Origin of the sequence: Cupriavidus gilardii (assembly GCF_008801915.1) — a bacterium.
Taxonomy (GTDB): domain Bacteria; phylum Pseudomonadota; class Gammaproteobacteria; order Burkholderiales; family Burkholderiaceae; genus Cupriavidus; species Cupriavidus gilardii.
Genome location: NZ_VZOV01000012.1, coordinates 58,878 through 78,878, shown reverse-complemented (window position 1 = coordinate 78,878; position 20,001 = coordinate 58,878). Strand labels below are relative to the sequence as shown.

Here is a 20,001-nt window from a genome sequence, read left to right as displayed (position 1 = left end):
CGAGCGCGTTACGGCGTGGTGAGGTATCAGCGAGAACTTCGTGCTGTGAAACGGCGGCAAGGAAGTTACTTGGATTTTTTCTCAGGCCGATCACCGAAGAAACGCCGGTTGGCGGCTTCCGCCGCACGCAAGCAGAGTTCGTCGCCGACCTTCGAGCGATCTTCCTTGCATTGGCGCTGAATCTCCTTGATGCGGTCGGGATTGGCGACGAGCGTGTCCACGGATTCCGAAGGTTGAGAGGGGCCACATGCAGTCAAGGTGGCGGCCAGCATCAGCAACATCACGTTGTTCACGGTTCCAATCCTTTCATCGGGTGGATCGGGGATTCCCGATACTGCTCAGAGGTTCTGCTGAATCAATGGAGGCTACCCGGTCGATGAATCGGGCCAACATCTCTGGAGCCTCCGTATCCCGACACAGTAGATAGGTCGTCAGCATTGGCGGTTTACCCGCCAACGGCCGAGCCACTACACCAAGCTCACGGCTGGACGCAACGTGTGCCGCTCCGGCCAAGCCCAAGGCCAGCCCGGCGGAAACCAAGGTCATCATGAGGTCAAAAGAGGCAACGTGCTGAACTATGAGCGGCTCCCGTTCGTACTTGCGCAAGATTCGATCGACCTGACGTGCATGCCCTTCGCAAATCGACGGGTCGCCCAGCACCAGCGGGTAGTGCAGAACCTCCTCCAGCGGAATCTGCTTGAAGGCCAGAACGGGATGGCGAGCTGGCACCGCCACCATCAACTCATCCTCCCAAGCAGGTGTGACCACGATGCCATCACCTACGTCTTCGGCCATCGAAAATCCTGCGTCGTATAGCTCATCGTGCAGACCCTTGATTTGCTGGGCCATCGAAACTTCAAATAACCGAACCTCGACCTCGGGGTCTTCTTCGCGGCACTGCGCAAGTAGCGCCGGCAAGCGGGATGGCGTGATGCCATCGGACAAGGCAATGCGCAATTGCCCGTGATAGCCATTGGAGGCAGACCTGACGCTATCGCGTGCTTGCTCCAGCGCAGCGAAGATGCGCGGTACGTGCTCCAACAGCAATCGACCCGCACGGGTCAATTGCGTGCTGCGGGTAGTACGAACGAACAGGCGCGCACCAAGGTCTTCCTCCAGCTCCTTGATGGTGCGAGATAGCGGCGATTGGTCGATGTGTAACCGTTCAGCAGCCCGAGCAAAATGAAGCTCTTCCGCGACTGCGGTAAAGCATCGAAGGTGGCGTAACTCCACTTCTGCCCTTCCTAGCGTTTCAGATCGTCCACGTCCCGTGGGATGCAGCCGGATGCTCCACGCATGTGAGAACACCAAGAACGCTGTCCTTCCAAACCGAAAATGCCCAAGGTGCGATGCAAGTGATTCAGCCAAGACTGCATAGTAAGTGATATATTACTTACTATGCTTCGGAAAATCAATGACTAAATTCACCGTTGGACTGGGCAGCTCCCTCCCCGGACGGAAGACGAATCAGCGGCTGTCAACCGATGCTTGGAAATATCTTCGCGCAGGATTCGCCGGATTTCGACGATGGATGCGGCGGTTTCCTGCACGCTGTGTCCGGACACGATGATTTTTTCCGACTCGGCGCCATCCAGATGCGCGCTTCGATAGGGAACCAAACCATCGTCCGATTCAGCGAGAGGACCGTTAGCCTGCCGCCTCGCAACGATCGAGTGATAAGCCACCTGATCCGAGATTGGAAGCTCGCTCGTAGCTTTGACGAAGGGGTCGTTTTCGTCGAGTTGGTCAATGCTGTTGGGGATGTTCTGCAAGATCGTGGCGTGTGCCGTGGTCTCCGCGCGCGCCGGGAAGGCGTCGCCGAGGGTTGACAGCAGCGTCAATGGCAAGCGGATCAATCCGGCAACCCAACGCCCAAGTCCTTGTCCGGCAACCACGGTTCCACGGTGCGGTGTGGCAACGAATACCACGCGATCAACACCTGGAAATGGCCGAAAGCGCAAAAGAGGGTCAAGTTGAGAGCGGGTGCTCCCAAGACGATCCAGATCGATCCTGGGGTCCGATGCGGCCCACTTCCACAGTTGCTGGTCAGCCGTGGAGACCATCAGCCGCGCCAGCATTCCTCCCATGCTGTGACCAATCAACACCAGCCCGTGGGAAGCCAAGGTTTCCTCATCAGGGTCGAAGTGATGCAAAGCGGCCGCCAGAACTTGGCGGATTGCTGCATGACTGGCTGGTACAGGCATATTCGTGGGGTAATAGACCTCCCACACTTGGAATTCGCATCGCAGCTCTTCATCGGCCAGAAGCTCATTGGCAACGTTGACCCATGCTTCGGGGCTGCTCGCCAATCCATGCATCATCACGATGATGCGCCGCCGCGGGTCGAACGGCTGCATCAGATACAGATGCGGGTGATCGATGCCACGCTCACGCCCAAACAACCCTCGCACGGATTGCTGGTTGAACCCCGAACGCGCCAACCACAAGCCGTAGCCAGCCGTAAAGTTACCAGCCAGCGGAACGCGTTGGCCGTGGAGTTGCAAATAGTCCTGGACCAGGGGGTCATACACACCGACGATGAGTTCATGCGAGGCAAGCAGCTCATCGACGGTGAGTGCATCAAAGCGAAGCACTACCGTCACGTTGGGCGTTGGCATTTCGCTCCAGGCGGGAAATGTCCTCGGGCGCTCGTTGCCGGCGGGAGACCCGTCTGAGTCGTTCAGTGATATTGGCTCTGCATCCGTTACGGCCACCAATTCGGCACCCAAGCCATCCCTGCGATAGATGCCGCGCAGGCCTTGGAATGCCAGAACGTTCGCAGGCAGCAACTCGCGTGGCGTGGTCGCATCATTGGGCAGCCGGGCGTTCAAGTCGACTCGCAAAACCCAGTCACCCAAGCGGAATACCGCTTTGGCTCCGCCAGCATGCGCACGAAGTGCTTGGTGCTGTAGGCCAAACAATTGCGTGACCGTTTTTTGCACCGCGTAGTTGTACCAATCGCGCACCTGCGTCTGCCGCTCCTCAAACGCGCGCTCGCCGGGCGAGCGCCCAGTGAAAAAGAGATACGCGTAAGCGTGCCGAGCTGTCTCGATCCAAGCGGAAGTAGAAGCGGTGCGACTGTTTGGGACTGTTGTCGAGATCGACATGGCATGCTGCAGCCATAGTTCAGCCAGTGCCGACAACCTGGTTTCTCCATCCAAGTCCTTCATCATGGTCAACGCCTCGATACAAGTGAGCGAGGCGTTCGCTGCGCAGGCCCGTTCATCGAGCCCGGTAACGCGAATCGTCTGCACGGTCAGGGCGCTGAGTTTGCCTTTGCCGAGGAGATCGCCGCGTCGTAGGGCGACGTATTCATCCGGCGTCATCGCGCGTACAGCGACAGAAGGTTTGAATTCACTGACAACCGCGCAACCACCGAGCGCAAACGCGGCAGCGATCACGATCAACCATCGCCAGAAAAATGCAAGGATCACGTGGATTACGTGGATCATGACCGGGAGCTGCGTACCAGCATCGCAGAATCAACACCTGAAGCGAGCGCGACATTACCCGTGAAATTGCATTTCATACGCGGTTCTCTTTGCCCTGAACAAGAGCACGCTGACGATGCGCCAAGATCAGCGCAATGGCGCATGAGGCTATTCGCGTGCGGCGCGAGTCCGCGCGACTGGTGAGCACAATCGGCACACGCGCGCCCATCACGATCCCCGCACTGTCGGCTTGGCCCATGTATTCCAGTTGCTTGGTCAGCATGTTGCCGCTTTCCAGGTCGGGAACGACCAAGATGTCAGCTTGCCCGGCCACGTTCGACTTGATGCCCTTGACGCGCGCGGCATCGGGAGAGACGGCGTTATCAAAGGCCAGCGGCCCGTCGAGCACACCTCCGGCAATCTGGCCGCGATCGGCCATCTTGCACAGTGCCGCTGCGTCCAGGGTCGAAAGCATGCGCGGGTTGACGGTCTCGACCGCCGCCAGGATCGCTACCTTGGGCTCGGCAATGCCGATGGCGTGCGCCAAGTCGATGGCGTTGCGCACGATGTCGGCCTTGATTTCGAGCGTTGGAGCGATGTTGATGGCGGCGTCGGTGATGATGAAGGGCCGTGGGTAGCTGGCCGTCTGCATGATGTAGCAGTGCGTCAATCGGCGCTCGGTGCGCAGGCAGGCTTCGGGCGCCAGGATGGCACCCAGGTACTCGTCGCTGTGCAAGCTGCCTTTCATCAGTGCCTGCACCTCGCCCTTGCCAGCCAGCCGGGCGGCGATGGCCGCTGCAGCGTGGCTGTGCGGCACATCGACGACCTCGCTGTCTCCCAGTTCCAACCCCGTGTCGGCCGCAACGGCACGCAGCTTGCCGAGCGGCGCCACCAATACTGGCGTGATGACGCCGGCATCGCGCGCGTCCAAGGCACCGCCCAAGCTGAGCGCGTCACAAGGGTGCACCACCGCAGTGCGAACCGGGGCCAAGGTTTTGACATGGGCGATAAGACGCTCGACACCACTTGGAGGATCGGCGCGAACGCCCTCAGGGGCTTGTTCATTCATGTGGTTTTTTTAGCTTGTTTGCGCGAGTTGGATGCCGGCGTTGCGTACCGGCGTTGTCGCTGGCCTCGACTGGCGTCCGTGCGGCTGAGCGTGTCTGGTCACCATCTCGGCTCGACTGGCGCACCAGCATTACCGGAACTGGTGCGATGCGCGCCACTTGCTCTGCATCGCTGCCCAGCAGCAGCCGGTTCATGCCGCGACGCCCATGGGTGCCCAGGATGACCAAGTCGCAATCGCTCACCTCGGCCTGCTGTGCGATCTGTTCCGACACGCGTGCGGTGCCGCTTTCAAGCAGCACCGTCTCTGTGGCAATTCCGTTCCGACGAAGCCGACTCGCAGCTTCATCCAGCAACGCCTGGCCGGCTTCGAGGAAGCGTGGGCGGACATCCTTGATGTAGACCTCGGGACGCTCGAAGCCCGTACTATGCCGGGTTGGTTCGACGACATGCAGCAAGATCACGGTGGCGCCGCTCAGGCGTGCCAGTTCTGCCGCATGATCGAGGGCCAGGAAGGATGTGGAACTACCGTCCAGCGGCACCAGAAATCGGGAATACATGGAACTCCTCCAGGAGTTGGTGACTGCCGCGTCGGAAACCGCCCGCGAGGGCCGCGGGTTCTCCCAACTCATGACATGTGCTGGCCACCGTTCATCGCCACGTTGCTGCCCGTCATGAAGGCGGCAGCCTCACTGGCGATGAAGGCCACCAGCGCCGCGATCTCGTCCGGATGACCGAGGCGGCCGACTGGAATCGCATCGATGATCTTCTGGCGCACATCCTCACGCACCGCCATCACCATCTCGGTGGCCAGGTAGCCCGGCGAGACGGTGTTGACCGTCACGCCCTTGCGCGCCACCTCCTGCGCCAGCGCCTTGGTGAAGCCGTGCACGCCGGCCTTGGCCGCCGAGTAATTGGTCTGGCCGAACTGGCCCTTGCTGCCGTTGATCGACGAGATATTGATGATGCGTCCCCAGCCAAGCTCCACCATCGGGTCGATGAACGGCTTGGTGACGTTGAACATGGAGTCCAGGTTGGTGCGCAGCACGGCGTCCCAGCCGGATTTGTCCATCTTGCGCAAGGTCGCGTCACGGGTGATGCCGGCGTTGTTCACCAGGATGTCAACGTGGTAGCCGTCCGCCTGAATCTGACGCGCCAAAGCCTGGGTCGATTCCCAGTCGCCGACATCGACGCCGTAGGCCACGAACCGGTAGCCTTTGGTGTCCTGCGCGTCGAGCCAGGCAGCGACCTTATCGTTGCCGGGCGTGTGCGTGATGATGACGCGGTGGCCCGCGTCGTCCAGGGCGCGGGCAATGGCCGCGCCAAGACCGCGATTGCCGCCAGTGACCAGGGCGGTTCGTCCGGAACTGCTCATGTGCACCTCCTTACTTTTTGGCCTTGCCCTGAGGCGCGGCGCCTGGCGCGCTCCAGGGCTGCGTCCATTGCTGACAAAACTGCGCGAAAGAGGCTGTGCCACCGCTGGCGCCGAATACTTCGGAGACGGATGCCTGCCAGGTCGTCAGCGCCTCGCGCAGGCCATCAGCGAATGCCGCCTGGCTCTTGGCAGCAGCCTGGCCGACCGCCTGTGTATCGCCCATACGGCCCTGACACAATCGCCAGAACACCTCGGATGGCAAGGTGGCAAGCGCCTGCCAGTCCGCCGCCTGTTGGAGGTTCTGGATGCGCGAGGTGGTCTCCAGCACGCCGCCAGCACTGAGCTGTTGCATGGCTTCGAACCAGTGGTGGCCGCTTTCTTGCAGCAAGCGAGTGATCTGAAGCTGCAACTCGGCATTGGCCTTGTAGAGTTGGATGGGCAGTTCGTTGTTCATTTCAATTCTCCACGGTGGTGATGTGCCCCTCTGGGGCGGGTGTGGGCCATGCCTGCGCAACGACCCGATGAAAGTTGAGTGATGTGTTCGTGGACGCGTTTTGCCATGTCATCGCATGGCCACATAGGTTCCCGGCGCATCGCCAAGCGGTGGTTGCGTCCCGCCCATGGCAGGCGGAGCGACGCGCCCGGCCGAGCGCCCGGCCAACCATTGCTGCCATGCCGGCCACCAGGAGCCTTCGTTCAGCGGGGTCTCGGCACGCCACAATTGCGGATCGATATAGCGATCGCCAGCGGCACGGGTCGCAATCTGGAAGCTGCGCCGGGGGTGCCCTGGCTCGCTGACGACGCCGGCGTTGTGCCCGCCGCTGGTCAGCACGAAGGTCAGCTCCGCATCACTGAGCAGATGCATCTTGTACACGGATGGCCAGGGAGCGACGTGATCGCGCACCGTGCCGACGATGAACATGGGCACCTCGATGTCGGCCAGCGCCACGGGTCTCCCGCCGACGCGGTAGCGCCCCTCGGCCAGGTCGTTGTCCAGATACAAGCGCCGCAGGTACTCGCTGTGCATGCGGTACGGCATGCGCGTCACGTCGGCATTCCAGGCCATCAGGTCATTGAAGGTCTGGCGCTCACCCAACAGGTATTCACGCACCCGTCGCGACCAGATCAGGTCGCGCGAGTTGAGCATCTGGAACGCGCCGGCCATCTGCCTGCCGTCGAGATAGCCCTTGTCCCACATACCGGCTTCAAGCCAGGCCAGTTGACTGTCGTCGATGAAGAGCGCGATCTCGCCCGATTCGCGGAAATCGATCTCCGACGCCAACAGCGTCAGGCTTTGCAGCCGCTCGTCGCCATCGCGCGCCATCGCGGCGGCGGCGATCGTGAGCAAGGTGCCGCCCAGGCAATAGCCCACTGCTTGCACTTTGCGCTCGGGCACGATGGCCGTGACCGCATCCAACGCGTCCATGACCCCCAGCCAGCGGTAATCCTCCAGACCGAGGTCGCGATCGGCCGCCGTCGGGTTCTTCCATGAAAGGATGAACACCGTGTGCCCCTGATCGACCAGGTACTTCACCATCGAGTTGTGCGGCGACAGGTCGAGGATGTAGTACTTCATGATCCAGGAGGGCACGATCAGTACCGGCTCCGCATGCACATCCGGCGTCGTGGGTGAGTACTGAATCAACTCGATCAGGTGGTTTCGAAACACCACCTTGCCTGGAGTGATCGCCACGTCCTTGCCCACCTCGAACCCTTCGACCCCTGCAGGCGCATCGTCGAGCGCGAGGCGTCTTGCATCTTCCAGAAAGTTCATGGCGCCGCGCCACAGGTTTGCGCCACCGCTTTGCGTGATGGCGTGCAGCACCTCGGGGTTGGTCCAGATGAAATTCGAAGGCGACCACATGTCCAGCCACTGCCGCCCGGCGAACGTGACCATGTTCTCGTGATGGCGCGACACGCCACGCACGCCCGTGGTGGCGTTGTGCCACCACTGCTGCTGCAGCAAAAAGCCTTGGTGGATCACGTTGAAGGGCCACTGCTGCCAAGCCGGGGCGGCGAAGCGCCGATCCTGCTCCAGGGGCTCGATACAGGTCGGACAGTCGTGCGCACTGGCAACACGCAAGGCATAGCGCGCAAGGCGTTGCTGTTTGTGCAAGCCCTTTTCCATCAAGCTGCGTTGCTTGCCTGGCGAAAGGCTCAGGTGCAGCGCCCAGTCGTACCAAGCCAGCAGGCCAGCCGCCGGCGACAACCCACCCGTGCTGCGCGCCCGCCAGGCGTTCGCAAGCGTATCCAGGGCGTCAGGGCGACAGACTTCGGGCTGCGTCAGATCGGCCCTGCCATGTATTGCGACGTTGCTCATTTCCAGCCTTTCATTTAGCGAGTAACATATTACTATCTTATCGCTTGCAGGAAAAGTTGCAAGCCTTCCGCAGGGGCGCAAACGTTTTCATCCTTCACAAACGCAATCACTGCCGCGGCTGAAGCTCCAGGCCCAACGATCACGCATCTTCCGATCTGCCTTGTAAGCGATCCAGCTTCTTGAGTTGCATCAAGTTGACCGATCCGTTCTTCATATGAAAGGGTCCGCAGTCCTGCCTCACCCGCAAAGTTTCCGATCTTGCGTCATGGTGATTTTGCGTGCTAAGATAGTTATAAGTCTCTTACTACATGGAGTCTGAATCGTGAGCCAACGCCCCCAGTACCTGTCCGCCGAAGATCGGCGCGCAGCCACAGTGCAAGCCGTGGTCGATCTGGCAGCCGAACAAAACCCGGCCGAGATCACGACCACCGCGATTGCCGACCGAATGGGCTTGACGCAGGGCGGGTTGTTTCGTCACTTCCCCAACAAGGAAGCCATCGTGGAAGCCACGATGTCCTGGGTCGGCGAACGCCTTCTGGTCAGCGTGGACAAGGCGGCCGAAGGCGCCGCATCTCCTGGCGCGGCGCTCGAAGCCATGTTCATGACGCACATCGACTTCGTGTCCAAGCACCCGGGCGTGCCACGCATGCTGTTCGGAGAGTTGCAGCGCTCTGGCGAGACGCTCGCCAAGCGCATGGTGCAAACCCTGATCCGCCAGTACGAGCAGCGCCTGCGCCGCCTGATGGAAGCGGGCAAGGCGCAGGGCGAGCTGGATGCGGATCTGGACGTGGATGCCGCCGCCGTGCTGTTCATCGGCACGATCCAGGGGCTGGTCATGCAGTCCCTGCTGGCCGGCAAGGTCAGTCGGATTCGTCGCGATGCGCCCGCCGTGTTCGCCATCTATCGCCGTGGCATCGAAAGCGGCACATGAAGCACCCGTCCAGTCCTCAAACGGCACGACGATCCAGCAAACCCTCCGAAGAACCGGGAGCAATGAACATGACAGCACACAACGGGCGCGGCATCTGGATGCGTGTGATCGCCCTGATTGCCATCGGTTTTGGCCTGATGACCATCCGGGAAGGCGGCGCCGTCCTGTTTTATGACGGTGCAGGGCGTGACGCGGCCGGAAGCTATGTGCCCTTCGTGCTTTGGTTCAACTTTCTGGCCGGGTTCGCCTACGTCATCGCTGGCGTCGGGTTGTGGATGCGTCGGCGCTGGGCCACATGGCTGGCCATGGCCATCGCAGTTGCGACGGCACTCGTATTCCTGGCCTTCGGAGTGCATGTGGCGCTCGGCGGCGCCTGGGAGCGGCGCACGGTCATTGCCATGACGCTGCGCACGCTGGTGTGGGTCGGCATCGCGGCCATTGCTTGGCGTCGATCAACGGCGAATGCACCGGCCACGCGCGAGCAGTGAGCATCTTTTTTTAGTGGAAACCCATCCATGACAACTCCGAACCTCCCTACAAAAAAAGCCCGTTGGGTCGTGATCATTGTTGTTGCCCTGCTCGTTCTTGGCGGTGCACTGGCGTTTTGGTTCACGCGCGGCCTTGACAATCAAGATGCATTGCGCCTCTACGGCAACGTCGACATCCGCGAGGTTCAACTGGCTTTCCGCCAGCCCGGGCGCGTCACGCAAATGGCTTTCGACGAGGGCGATTCCGTGACAGCCGACGCGCGCCTGGCCACGCTTGACGCGCAGCCGTATCGAGAAGCCCTTGCAGCGGCGCAGGCCCAGGTGCAGGTGGCGCAAGCGGAACTGGCCAAGCTGCGCCGCGGCCTGCGGCCGCAGGAAATCACACAGGCGCGCGAGGCGCTTAAGAAAGCGCAGGCGCTCGCCCTTGATGCCGAGCGCAACTTTCAGCGCCAAAGCGGCCTGCTGTCATCGGGTGCCAGCAGTCAGCGCACGGTCGATGCCGCCCGCACCGTAAGGGATCAAGCCGTCGCGGGCGTCGAATCAGCCAAGGCCGCCCTATCGCAAGCAGCCGAAGGCTTTCGCAAGGAAGACATCGCCGCAGCAGAGGCTCGCCTTGCAGCCGCGCAGGCAGCCGCAGCGCAAGCCACCACGTCCCTGGCGGACACCGAACTCATGGCACCCAGCGATGGAACCATCATCGCGCGGGTGCGTGAACCCGGCAGCATGGTGGCCAGCCAGAGTGCGGTCTACAGCCTGAGCCTGGACAAGCCCGTGTACGTGCGCGCCTACGTGGGCGAGCGGGATCTGGGCCGCATCGCACCCGGCACCGCGGTGCACGTCAAGAGCGATTCCGGGGAAAAGGTCTATCGCGGCCAGATCGGTTTCATCTCGCCGCGCGCCGAATTCACGCCCAAGACGGTGGAGACAACGGACTTGCGCACGGATCTGGTGTATCGCCTGCGCATCGTCATTGACGAAGCCGACAGCGACGCCGCCTTGCGTCAAGGCATGCCGGTGACGATAGAGGTCGATGCCAAACCAGCCTCCAGCACGCGCGTGGGGGAGCGTTGAGATGCAGGCAAACGCAGCCATGACTGCCACGCCGACAAGCGCGAGCGCCGATGCCGCTGCCGTCGTCATCGAAGGCGTGGACAAGCATTTCGGCAAGGTGCAAGCCCTGCGGAGTTTGAGCGCGCATATCCACTATGGGCGGCTGACGGGTCTGGTCGGCCCGGACGGAGCCGGTAAGACGACGCTGATGCGGATTCTGACCGGCCTGCTGGTGCCCAATGCCGGCCGCGTCACCCTGGCCGGCTATGACGTGGTCAAGGACAACGACGCCATTCACGTGGCCAGCGGCTACATGCCACAGCGCTTCGGCCTGTACGAAGACCTGTCGGTGATGGAGAACATGCGCCTGTATGCGCAGCTGCGCGGCATGGATGCGGATCGCAATGCCGATCTATTTGCCGAGTTGCTGGACTTCACGCGGCTGGGACCTTTTACGAAGCGCTTGGCCGGCAAGCTCTCCGGCGGCATGAAGCAGAAGCTTGGCCTGGCCTGTGCGCTCATGGCGCGGCCCAAGGTGCTGCTGCTGGACGAGCCCGGCGTGGGCGTTGACCCGGTCAGCCGCCAGGATTTGTGGCGCATGGTGCAGGCACTGACCGATGAGGGCATGGCCGTGGTCTGGTCTACCGCCTATCTGGACGAGGCCGAGCGCTGCGAGAGCGTGCTGTTGCTGAACCAGGGGCAGCTCTTGTTCGATGGCCCGCCGCAAGCACTGACCGCGCAGCTCGAAGGCCGCAGCTTCCGCCTGGAAAACGTCGGCGCCGAGCGCCGGGCGGTTCTGACCGAGGCACTCGATCTGGAGAGCGTGAGCGATGGCGTGATCCAGGGCGCCGGCGTGCGCGTGGTACTGCGCGAGGGTGCGCAGGCAAGCCAAATCCAGTCGCTGGCTGATCGTGCCCAAGTGCAGCTGGCCCGGGTGCCCGCGCGCTTCGAAGACGCCTTCATCGATCTCCTCGGTGGCGGCCCCGGCGGCACTTCGACACTGGCCGAACGCCTGTCACCGGTCGAACTGGGCTCGGACATTGCCGTCTCCTGCCGCAATCTCACCAAGCGCTTCGGCGAGTTCACCGCCACCGACCAGGTCAGCTTCGAGGTGCGCAAAGGCGAAATCTTCGGTCTGCTCGGCCCCAATGGCGCCGGCAAGTCCACCACCTTCAAGATGCTGTGCGGCCTGTTGAAACCCACTGCGGGCGAGGCGCACGTGGTGGGGCACGATCTGCGCCGCGCCACCGGCGCGGCCAAGAGCCGGCTCGGCTACATGGCGCAGAAATTCTCGCTCTACGGCCTGCTGTCGGTGCAGCAGAACCTGGAGTTCTCGGCCGGCGTCTACGGGTTGGAGGGCAACACCCGGCGCGAGCGCATCGGGGAAATGATCGAAACCTTCGATCTGGGCGACTGGTTGTCCGCCACGCCAGATTCCCTGCCGCTGGGGCACAAACAGCGCCTGGCGCTGGCCTGCTCGCTCATGCATCGGCCTCCCGTGTTGTTCCTGGATGAGCCTACTTCGGGCGTGGATCCGATCACCCGGCGCGAATTCTGGACCCACATCAACGGCCTGGCGCGCAAGGGCGTGACCATCATGGTCACCACCCACTTCATGGACGAGGCCGAATACTGCGACCGCGTCGCCATGCTCTCTCGCGCGCGCCTGATCGCGCTCGACACGCCCGATGCGCTCAAGCGTGCCGCCGCGAATGCCGAACATCCCGACCCGACCATGGAGGACGCCTTCATTCACCTGGTGGAGTCTGCCGACCGTGAGATGGAGGTTGCCGCATGAACGTCGTTGAGAAACACAAGGACGGCGCTGGCCCGATGCAGGGCGACTTGCGCCGTTTTGACCTGCGGCGCCTGGTGGCCTTGGTCACCAAAGAAAGTTACCAGGCGTTGCGTGACCCATCGACGTTGTTGATCGCCTTCGTGCTGCCGGTGGTGTTGCTGCTGCTGTTCGCTTATGCGGTGTCGCTGGACGCCAAGGAGGTTCGTGTCGGTGTCGTACTGGAGTCGCCCGGTGCGTCGGCTCAGTCGCTGGCCGCCGCCTTTTCGGGTACCCGCTTCCTGAATACGCACTTCGCCCATGACCGCCGCGAAGTGGCCGAACAGCTCGTCTCCGGTGCACTGCGCGGCTACGTCGTCATCCCGCAGGATTTCGAACAACGCTTGGCCCAGCGCGGCAGCGAGCCGCTGGTGCAGATCGTCACCGATGGCTCCTACCCAAACACCGCCAACTATGTCGAAAACTACGCCCGCGGCGTGGTGCAAACGTGGCGCGCCGGGCTGGATGTCGCAGCACCCGCGCAGTCCGTCGTGCTGGAGCCGCGCTACTGGTTCAACCCCGAGCTGGAAAGCCGGCGCGCGCTGATTCCGGGCGCGATTGCCATCGTCATGACCATCATCGGCACCATGTTGACCGCGCTGGTGGTGGCGCGCGAATGGGAGCGCGGCACCATGGAGGCGGTGCTCTCCACGCCGGCCTCGGTGGCGGAGATATTGATCGGCAAGCTGCTGCCGTACTTCGTGCTCGGCATGCTGTCCACACTGGGCGCGGCCGCACTGGCCGTGTTCGTGTTCGGCGTCCCGATGCGTGGCTCGCTGGCGGCGCTGCTGCTTTTGTCCGCCGTGTTCATGGTGCCGGCGCTGGGCCAGGGTCTGCTGATCTCGTCGCTGGCGCGTAACCAGTTCCTGGCGGCGCAGATTGCGCTGTTCACGGGCTTTCTGCCGGCTTTCATGCTGTCGGGCTTTTTGTACGAGATCGATGCCATGCCGGCGCCGATCCGCGCCATCACCCGAGCGGTTCCGGCGCGCTACTTCGTCGACTCGCTCAAAACCGTGTTTCTCGCCGGCGACATCTGGGCCGTATTCCTGCCCAATCTGGCAGCCATGGCGGCGATCGGGGCTGTGTTCTTCATGATCGCCAAGCGCGCCACGCGCAAGAACCTGGAGTGAAGCCATGTTGACCTCCGCCTTCTCGTTCACCCGCCTGCGCGCCCAATTCATCAAGGAAGTGCTGAGCGTGCTGCGCGACCCGCGCAGCCGCATGGTGGTGTTCGTGCCGCCCATCCTGCAATTGCTGGTATTCGCCTTTGCCGCGACGCTGGAAGTGCGCAACGTCGACATCGCCGTCTACAACCAGGACGCCGGACGCTGGTCGCACGAACTGGTGCAGCGCCTGGACAGCGCCCGCTTCGTCACCCACGTCCGGCATGTGGACAGCCAGCGGCAGTTGCACGAGATGATCGACCGGGGCGAGGTCATCGCCGCACTCGCCATTCCGGTGGACTTCTCGCGCACCATCGCCGCCGGTGGCAGTGGCAAGGCACAGGTGGTGGTCGATGGCCGCCGCAGCAACTCGGGCCAGATCACCGTGGCCTACCTGTCCACCATTGCCGCCGACGTCGGCGCCGAGGTTGTGCCCGACGCGCAGGCACCGACGCCGGTGGTCGTGCGCCACTGGTTCAACCCGAACCTGGTCTACCGCTGGTTCATCGTGCCCGGCTTGACCGGCATCCTGGCACTGTTCAGCGCGCTGCTCATCACCTCGCTGTCGATCGCGCGCGAGCGCGAGCTTGGAACCTTCGACCAGCTGCTGGTGTCGCCCACCTCCACGCCGGAAATCATTATTTCCAAGTCGTTGCCGGCACTGGCGATCGGCACGCTACTCGGCCTGTTCATGATCAGCGCAGGCGTGTTCCTGTTCGGCATTCCGTTCACCGGCTCGTTCGCACTGCTGCTCGCCAGCCTGGTGCTGTTCATCCTGTCGGTGGTCGGCATCGGCCTGATGATTTCCGCAGTCAGCATGACGCAGCAGCAGGCCATCCTGGGTGCGTTCGCCATCGGCGTGCCGGCGGTGCTGATGTCAGGCTTTGCGACGCCGGTGGAAAACATGCCCCTCGTCCTGCAATGGATGGCCCAGGCCATTCCACTGACCCACTTCCTCATCATCGTCGAAGGCAGCTTCCTCAAGGCCATGCCGCCCGGCGACATTCTCGCCAGCCTCTGGCCGTTGGCGGTCATCGCCCTCGCCACGCTGACGATGGCCACCGTATTCGTCCGAGGACGCCTGCAATGAAAACCAAAACCCGCCACCTCTCCTCGCGCACGCCAGCCGCACAGCCGACGTCCAGGCGCTTGCGCCCGCTCGCGCTGGCCCTGTCCTGCGCGCTGCTGACCGCCTGTGCGACCGTGGGCCCCGACTACCGCGAGCCGCCTCCGGTGGACATCGGCAACGGCTGGACCTTGCCTCTGGCGAGCGAATCGCAGTCCGCAGACCTGGCCCGTTGGTGGTCTGCACTCGACGATCCCATCCTTGACCGTCTGATGGGCGCGGCGCTGGCACAGAACCTGGATCTGCGCCAAGCCGCGGCACGCATCGACGAGGCGCGCGCCCTACGCGACCGTGTGGCGGGAGATCGGCTTCCCACCGTTAGCGCTGGGGCCAGCGTCAACCGGCGCCGTCAAAGCGAAAACGGCCCCTTACCCGTTGGCTCCATCCCTGGCCTTGACGCCACCCAGACCATTTACGACGCGGGCTTCGACGCGGCATGGGAGGCCGATCTGTTCGGCGCCAAGCGGCGCGCCCTGGAAGGCGCCAGCGCCCGCCTGCAAGCCACCGAAGTCGAAGCACAGGGTGTGCGCATGCGCGTCGCGGCCGAGGTTGCGCGCACCTGGTTCACTGCCGTTGGCGCTGGATACGAGCTGCATGCACAACAAGCCACGCTGGACACGCTGCAGCAGACCTTGGAGTTGGTGCGCCTGCGGCATGCATTGGGCGACGCATCCGCCGCCGATGTAGAGGCGGCCTACGCGCAGTGGACCGCCGTCAACGCGCTGCTGCCGGACATCCAGGCACGCCAGCGCGCCGCGGTGCTTGGCCTGGGTGTGCTGCTAGGCTCCCCGCCCGAGCGTGAACTGGCATTGCTCGACGGCCCATTGGCACCGTGCACGCTGCGTGCCTTGCCGGTGGGCGAGCGTGCCGACCTGCTGCGCCGACGCCCTGACGTGCTGGCTGCGGAACGGCGACTGGCAGCAAGTTCCGCTGACATCGGCGTGGCCACGGCCGAGCTCTTCCCCAAGCTCTCCATCGGTGTTGGAGGCGGGTTTCAGGCGCTCAGCACGGGCGATTGGTTCGATGCATCCAGCTCACGTTTTTCCATCCTGCCGCTGATTTCCTGGCGCCTGTTCGACGGCGGCCGCGTGCGCGCTGAAATCCGGGCACGTGAGGCAGCCGAGCAGCAGGCTGCGCTGGCCTATGAGCAGGCGGTGCTGGCGGCGCTGGGCGACGCCGAGCGTGCGCTTGGCGACTATCACGGCGGGCTGGACACATTGGAGCGCCGCGCCATGGCCTTGGACGCGGCACGAACCAGCTACGGCTACGCCAAGGCCCGCTACGCCGCGGGCGATGTTGCACTGGTGGAACTGCTGGCCGCCCAGCGCAGCTTGCACGACGCCGAGACCGCGGCCGCCCGCGCGCATACCAGCGCCGCGGTGCAGTTGGTGGCGCTGTACAAGGCGCTTGGTGGTGGCTGGGATGCACCTGCAATGACATCGCAAACCACGAATCCAGCCCTGAAGCCGATCGCAACTGTGCTCGCAGCACCCTCAGTTCCTTGATTCAACGAAAGGAGATCACCATGCAAATCAACGTAGGAAATCTCGACCGCATCGCGCGCGTCGTCATCGGCCTGATCCTGCTCAGCTTGCCGTTGTGGCTGGATTCACCGTGGCGCTGGCTGGGGCTCATTGGAATCATGCCGTTGATCACCGGCCTGGCGGGTCGCTGCCTAGGTTACCGCCTGCTCGGCGTGAGCACCTGCCCGATGCAAAAGAAATAACCCGAGTGAGCATCCTATGAAACTGAACTTTCTGGGCGCTGCGCGTGAAGTCACCGGATCGTGCTTCCTGGTGGAGGCGCTCAACCTGCGCTTCCTGGTGGATTGCGGCATGGTTCAGGGCGGGCGCACGGCGGCGGCGCGCAATCGCGAGCCGTTCACGTTCGATCCGGCGTCGATCGACTTCGTGCTCCTGACCCATGCCCATATCGACCATAGCGGACTGTTGCCCAAACTCACGCGCGCTGGGTTCAAAGGAGCCATCTACGCCACTCCCGCTACGGTTGATCTGCTGGGCGTGATGCTGCCCGATAGCGCACACATCCAGGAGAGCGATGCAAAACGCAGTGCCAAAAGATCCCGTGGAGAGGATGCGCTGCCGCCGCTGTACACGCTGCAGGATGCGCGCGAATGCCTGCAACAAGTACGAGGCATCGAATACGACCGGGAGTTCGCGCCCCGTGTCGGGGTGCGCGCACGCTTTCGCGATGCCGGACACATCCTCGGATCGGCCATTATCGAAGTCTGGGTCACCGAGTATGGCTACCCGACGAAACTGGTATTCAGTGGCGACCTTGGCCAGCCGGGACGCCCGATATTGCGCGACCCGACACCCATCGAGGACGCCGACATCCTCGTCATCGAGTCCACCTATGGCAACCGCCAGCACAAGGACCTCTCGGCCACCGAAGAGGAGATGATCGGCATCGTCGAGAAAACCCTGTTCGAGCGCGGTGGCAACGTCATCGTGCCGGCCTTCGCGGTCGGTCGAACCCAGGAAGTCCTCTACCACCTGCACCGTCTCACCAGCGAGGGGCGACTGCGGCAACCGAAGGTATTCGTTGATTCGCCTATGGCCACGGAAGCCACGCGCATCACACGCGAGCACCTTGAGCTGTTCGATGAGCAGGCAAAGCGCCTGGCAGGATGGCACGCGCGCGGCGAAAACCTGCCGTATCTGCATTTCACGGAAAGTGCCGAAGAGTCCATGGCGCTGAACCAGATTCGTTCGGGCGCCATCATCATTTCCGCCAGCGGCATGTGCGATGCGGGGCGCATCCGGCACCACCTGCGCCACAATTTGCCGCGCAAGGAATGCAGTGTCCTGTTCTCCGGCTTCCAGGCGCAGGGAACACTTGGCCGTCAACTGGTCGATGGCGCTCAACGCGTGCGCATCTTCGGCGACGACATTCCGGTGCGCGCGGCGATCCACAGTGTCGATGGGCTCTCGGCGCACGCCGACCAACCGGCCCTGATGGCCTGGGCCCGCGGCTTCAAGCAAGCCCCGGAGCAAACCTTCGTGGTGCATGGGGAGCCGTCCGCTGCGCAGAATTTTGCGGAACTCCTGCAACAGCAGCTTGGCTGGCAGGTCTCGGTGCCTGAACATGGCCAGGTGGTGCCCTGGCCGGATTTTCTGGCGATCGAGCGATGACCCCATCCGCTGATCCTGACGAGCGCCTGCGCGCCATCCTCGATTCACCTACGTACCGTCTTGCGTACGAAGACATCGATTTGCTTGGCCAGGAAGAGCTTCGGCCATTGCGCCTGCAGCTTGAGCTGCTCAAGCCCGAGCGCATCCTGCACGAACAAGGCGTCCATTCGACGGTGGTGGTCTTCGGCAGTGCACGCGTCAGCGACGCCGAGACGGCCACCGCCCGCCTTGACGCGCTGGAGCAGCAGGCGCGCACCACGCCGCAGAATTCCAAGCTGACACAAGAGCTCTCCCGAGCCCGCCGCCGCGTGGAACAGGCGCGCTACTACGAAGAGGCACAGCGCTTCGCCCACCTGATTTCCAAGCGCTTCCAGCAACAGGAGCGGTGCGATTTCGTCGTCATCACCGGTGGCGGGCCAGGCATCATGGAGGCAGCCAATCGCGGTGCTTTCGATGCCGGGGCTCGCTCGATCGGGCTCAACATCACGTTGCCGCACGAACAAACCCCGAACTCCTACATGTGTCCGGAGCTGGCGTTCCGGTTCCACTATTTCGCGCTGCGCAAGATGCATTTCCTGATGCATGCGCGTGGTCTGGTGACCTTTCCGGGCGGCTTCGGCACGCTCGATGAATTATTCGAAGTGTTGACTTTGATCCAAACCGGCAAGATGCAGCGGATTCCGGTGGTTCTGGTCGGTCGCATCTTCTGGCGCCGGGCTGTTGATTTCGACCTTCTGCTCGACGAAGGCTACGTATCACCATCCGATCTCGACTTGTTTACCTGCGTGGACACAGCCGAAGAAATCATTGGCGCCCTGGAACGCTTTTACATCGATAGGGCAACAGACGGTACGCCATCATGATGCGCATCGGCAGCCGTCACGCGCGCCTGCCCAAGGCCAATGCGCGGCGGCCGGTGCGCAGTGTCACGCTGATGGTTGCCTGCGCGGTGCTCGGTCCGGTTGCCGCCCATGGCACGGAACTCACACCCTCAGCTGATTCTTCCCGCTGCCTGCCAGAGCAGTCCCTGCACTGGAGAGGAGGCACCCTGCGCCTGGAGAACGATTTGTTCACCGGTACCGACCGCAACTACACCAATGGCGTGGCGTTGAGCGTGGTTTCGCGCGATCTGCAAGGCGCGCTCCGCCCGGAATGTCTGCCCCAACCGATTGCCTGGTATACCCGCTTCATCGGCTGGGCTGATCCCGAGTTCTGGCGGGACTCTGGAGCCCGGTCGGCATCGCAAAACATCGTCGTGCGCTTCGGCCAGTCCATGTACACGCCCGAGGACAAGACGCGCACCGATCTGATTTCCGACGATCGCCCGTACGCCGGCCTGCTGTACCTGGGCTTGGCATGGAATCGCCGCGTCCAACCACAGGCCGCCAGCTACGAAATGCTTGACGTGCGCGAACTGACCCTGGGCGTGATTGGCCCTTGGTCGTTGGCGGAGCAATCACAGGATCTGGTGCATCGGGTGCGGGGCATCGATCGCTTTCGCGGCTGGGACAACCAGTTGCGCAACGAACCCGCGTTCCAGATGGCCATGGAGCGCAAGTTCAAGTCGTACACGGAGGGTGCCGTCCGGCCGGGATGGAGCGGCGACGTGATCGGCAGCTATGCCCTGCGGATCGGAAACATTGAAACCGCAGCCAGTACCGGCGTGGAATTGCGTGCGGGCTGGAACATTCCGAACGATTTCGGTAGCTATCCGATTCGACCCGGCGCTGAGAACCGCCCGCCCTCGGGCGTTTCCGACCTGCGCAGGACCGAGCCGCAATCGGCGCGCGCGCCCAAACCCGGAGCGCATGCATTCCTGAACCTGGAGGCCAAAGCCGTTGCCTGGGACTTCTCGCTCGACGGGAATCTGTTTCGGCACAGCCACCACGTCAGTCGACGACCCTGGGTCGCTCAGGCAGCCATTGGCATCAGCAGCCAATGGATTGTTGCCGGGCATGGCGTGCGGCTTGCCGTGATGCGCGTCTGGAGAACCCGCGAGTTCGACCAGCAGATCGGCCATCACGCCTTCGGATCGATTGCGCTGAGCATGGAATTTTGAAAGC

At 63.0% G+C, this 20,001-nt stretch carries 19 protein-coding genes; 11 read left to right on the top strand and 8 right to left on the bottom strand.

Annotated elements, in window-relative coordinates; translation table 11 throughout:
* Nucleotides 1–65: 65 nt before the first annotated feature.
* The 8 genes from F7Q96_RS15630 to F7Q96_RS15595 all read right to left on the bottom strand — a co-directional run bounded on the left by F7Q96_RS15630 (nt 66) and on the right by F7Q96_RS15595 (nt 8,191).
* Nucleotides 66–293 carry an EexN family lipoprotein gene (locus tag F7Q96_RS15630; protein WP_054666167.1) on the bottom strand — a complete coding sequence of 76 codons (228 nt, stop codon included), beginning with the start codon at nt 291–293 and terminating at the stop codon, nt 66–68.
* Between the two features lie 13 nt (nt 294–306).
* Complete coding sequence (locus F7Q96_RS15625; RefSeq protein ID WP_054666170.1) at nt 307–1,233, bottom strand: LysR family transcriptional regulator; 927 nt, start codon at nt 1,231–1,233, stop codon at nt 307–309.
* A 191-nt stretch (nt 1,234–1,424) separates the two neighbouring features.
* Complete coding sequence (locus tag F7Q96_RS15620; RefSeq protein ID WP_123676507.1) at nt 1,425–3,452, bottom strand: esterase/lipase family protein; 2,028 nt, start codon at nt 3,450–3,452, stop codon at nt 1,425–1,427.
* 73 nt (nt 3,453–3,525) lie between these two features.
* Nucleotides 3,526–4,500: a bifunctional enoyl-CoA hydratase/phosphate acetyltransferase gene (locus F7Q96_RS15615; RefSeq protein ID WP_082394021.1), complete on the bottom strand. Its 975-nt coding sequence runs from the start codon at nt 4,498–4,500 to the stop codon at nt 3,526–3,528.
* Nucleotides 4,493–5,056 carry a universal stress protein gene (locus F7Q96_RS15610; protein WP_082394023.1) on the bottom strand — a complete coding sequence of 188 codons (564 nt, stop codon included), beginning with the start codon at nt 5,054–5,056 and terminating at the stop codon, nt 4,493–4,495. The genes F7Q96_RS15615 and F7Q96_RS15610 overlap by 8 nt, the downstream gene beginning before the upstream one ends.
* A gap of 68 nt (nt 5,057–5,124) precedes the next feature.
* The gene (gene phbB, locus F7Q96_RS15605) at nt 5,125–5,871 is read right to left on the bottom strand and encodes an acetoacetyl-CoA reductase (RefSeq protein ID WP_054666176.1); all 747 of its coding nucleotides are present in this window, start codon (nt 5,869–5,871) and stop codon (nt 5,125–5,127) included.
* 10 nt (nt 5,872–5,881) lie between these two features.
* Complete coding sequence (locus F7Q96_RS15600; protein WP_054666179.1) at nt 5,882–6,325, bottom strand: phasin family protein; 444 nt, start codon at nt 6,323–6,325, stop codon at nt 5,882–5,884.
* A 108-nt stretch (nt 6,326–6,433) separates the two neighbouring features.
* Entirely contained in the window at nt 6,434–8,191 is a 1,758-nt protein-coding gene (locus F7Q96_RS15595; protein WP_054666180.1) for a PHA/PHB synthase family protein, read from the bottom strand.
* A 322-nt stretch (nt 8,192–8,513) separates the two neighbouring features.
* On the opposite strand from F7Q96_RS15595, the gene F7Q96_RS15590 reads away from it, so the two are divergent.
* From F7Q96_RS15590 to F7Q96_RS15540, 11 genes are all read left to right on the top strand, one after another.
* Complete coding sequence (locus F7Q96_RS15590; RefSeq protein ID WP_151022930.1) at nt 8,514–9,122, top strand: TetR/AcrR family transcriptional regulator; 609 nt, start codon at nt 8,514–8,516, stop codon at nt 9,120–9,122.
* A gap of 68 nt (nt 9,123–9,190) precedes the next feature.
* A complete protein-coding gene (locus F7Q96_RS15585) occupies nt 9,191–9,610 on the top strand; it encodes a hypothetical protein (protein ID WP_054668692.1) in 420 nt (139 codons plus the stop codon).
* A 27-nt stretch (nt 9,611–9,637) separates the two neighbouring features.
* Nucleotides 9,638–10,681, top strand: a complete 1,044-nt coding sequence (gene hlyD, locus F7Q96_RS15580; RefSeq protein ID WP_054666184.1) for a secretion protein HlyD — start codon at nt 9,638–9,640, stop codon at nt 10,679–10,681.
* A gap of 19 nt (nt 10,682–10,700) precedes the next feature.
* Complete coding sequence (locus F7Q96_RS15575; RefSeq protein WP_235499704.1) at nt 10,701–12,458, top strand: ATP-binding cassette domain-containing protein; 1,758 nt, start codon at nt 10,701–10,703, stop codon at nt 12,456–12,458.
* A complete protein-coding gene (locus tag F7Q96_RS15570; RefSeq protein ID WP_054666188.1) occupies nt 12,455–13,624 on the top strand; it encodes an ABC transporter permease in 1,170 nt (389 codons plus the stop codon). The genes F7Q96_RS15575 and F7Q96_RS15570 overlap by 4 nt, the downstream gene beginning before the upstream one ends.
* A gap of 4 nt (nt 13,625–13,628) precedes the next feature.
* A complete protein-coding gene (locus F7Q96_RS15565; RefSeq protein WP_054666191.1) occupies nt 13,629–14,747 on the top strand; it encodes an ABC transporter permease in 1,119 nt (372 codons plus the stop codon).
* Nucleotides 14,744–16,288 carry an efflux transporter outer membrane subunit gene (locus tag F7Q96_RS15560; RefSeq protein WP_054666194.1) on the top strand — a complete coding sequence of 515 codons (1,545 nt, stop codon included), beginning with the start codon at nt 14,744–14,746 and terminating at the stop codon, nt 16,286–16,288. Before F7Q96_RS15565 ends, F7Q96_RS15560 begins: the two co-directional genes overlap by 4 nt.
* Before the next feature lie 20 nt (nt 16,289–16,308).
* On the top strand, nt 16,309–16,509 hold the full coding sequence (locus tag F7Q96_RS15555; protein ID WP_015912930.1) for a YgaP family membrane protein: 201 nt from the start codon (nt 16,309–16,311) through the stop codon (nt 16,507–16,509).
* A 16-nt stretch (nt 16,510–16,525) separates the two neighbouring features.
* Complete coding sequence (locus tag F7Q96_RS15550; RefSeq protein WP_054666197.1) at nt 16,526–17,938, top strand: MBL fold metallo-hydrolase RNA specificity domain-containing protein; 1,413 nt, start codon at nt 16,526–16,528, stop codon at nt 17,936–17,938.
* Entirely contained in the window at nt 17,935–18,801 is an 867-nt protein-coding gene (locus tag F7Q96_RS15545) for an LOG family protein (RefSeq protein WP_054666200.1), read from the top strand. Before F7Q96_RS15550 ends, F7Q96_RS15545 begins: the two co-directional genes overlap by 4 nt.
* Nucleotides 18,798–19,997: a lipid A deacylase LpxR family protein gene (locus F7Q96_RS15540; RefSeq protein WP_015912927.1), complete on the top strand. Its 1,200-nt coding sequence runs from the start codon at nt 18,798–18,800 to the stop codon at nt 19,995–19,997. The genes F7Q96_RS15545 and F7Q96_RS15540 overlap by 4 nt, the downstream gene beginning before the upstream one ends.
* Nucleotides 19,998–20,001 lie beyond the last annotated feature (4 nt).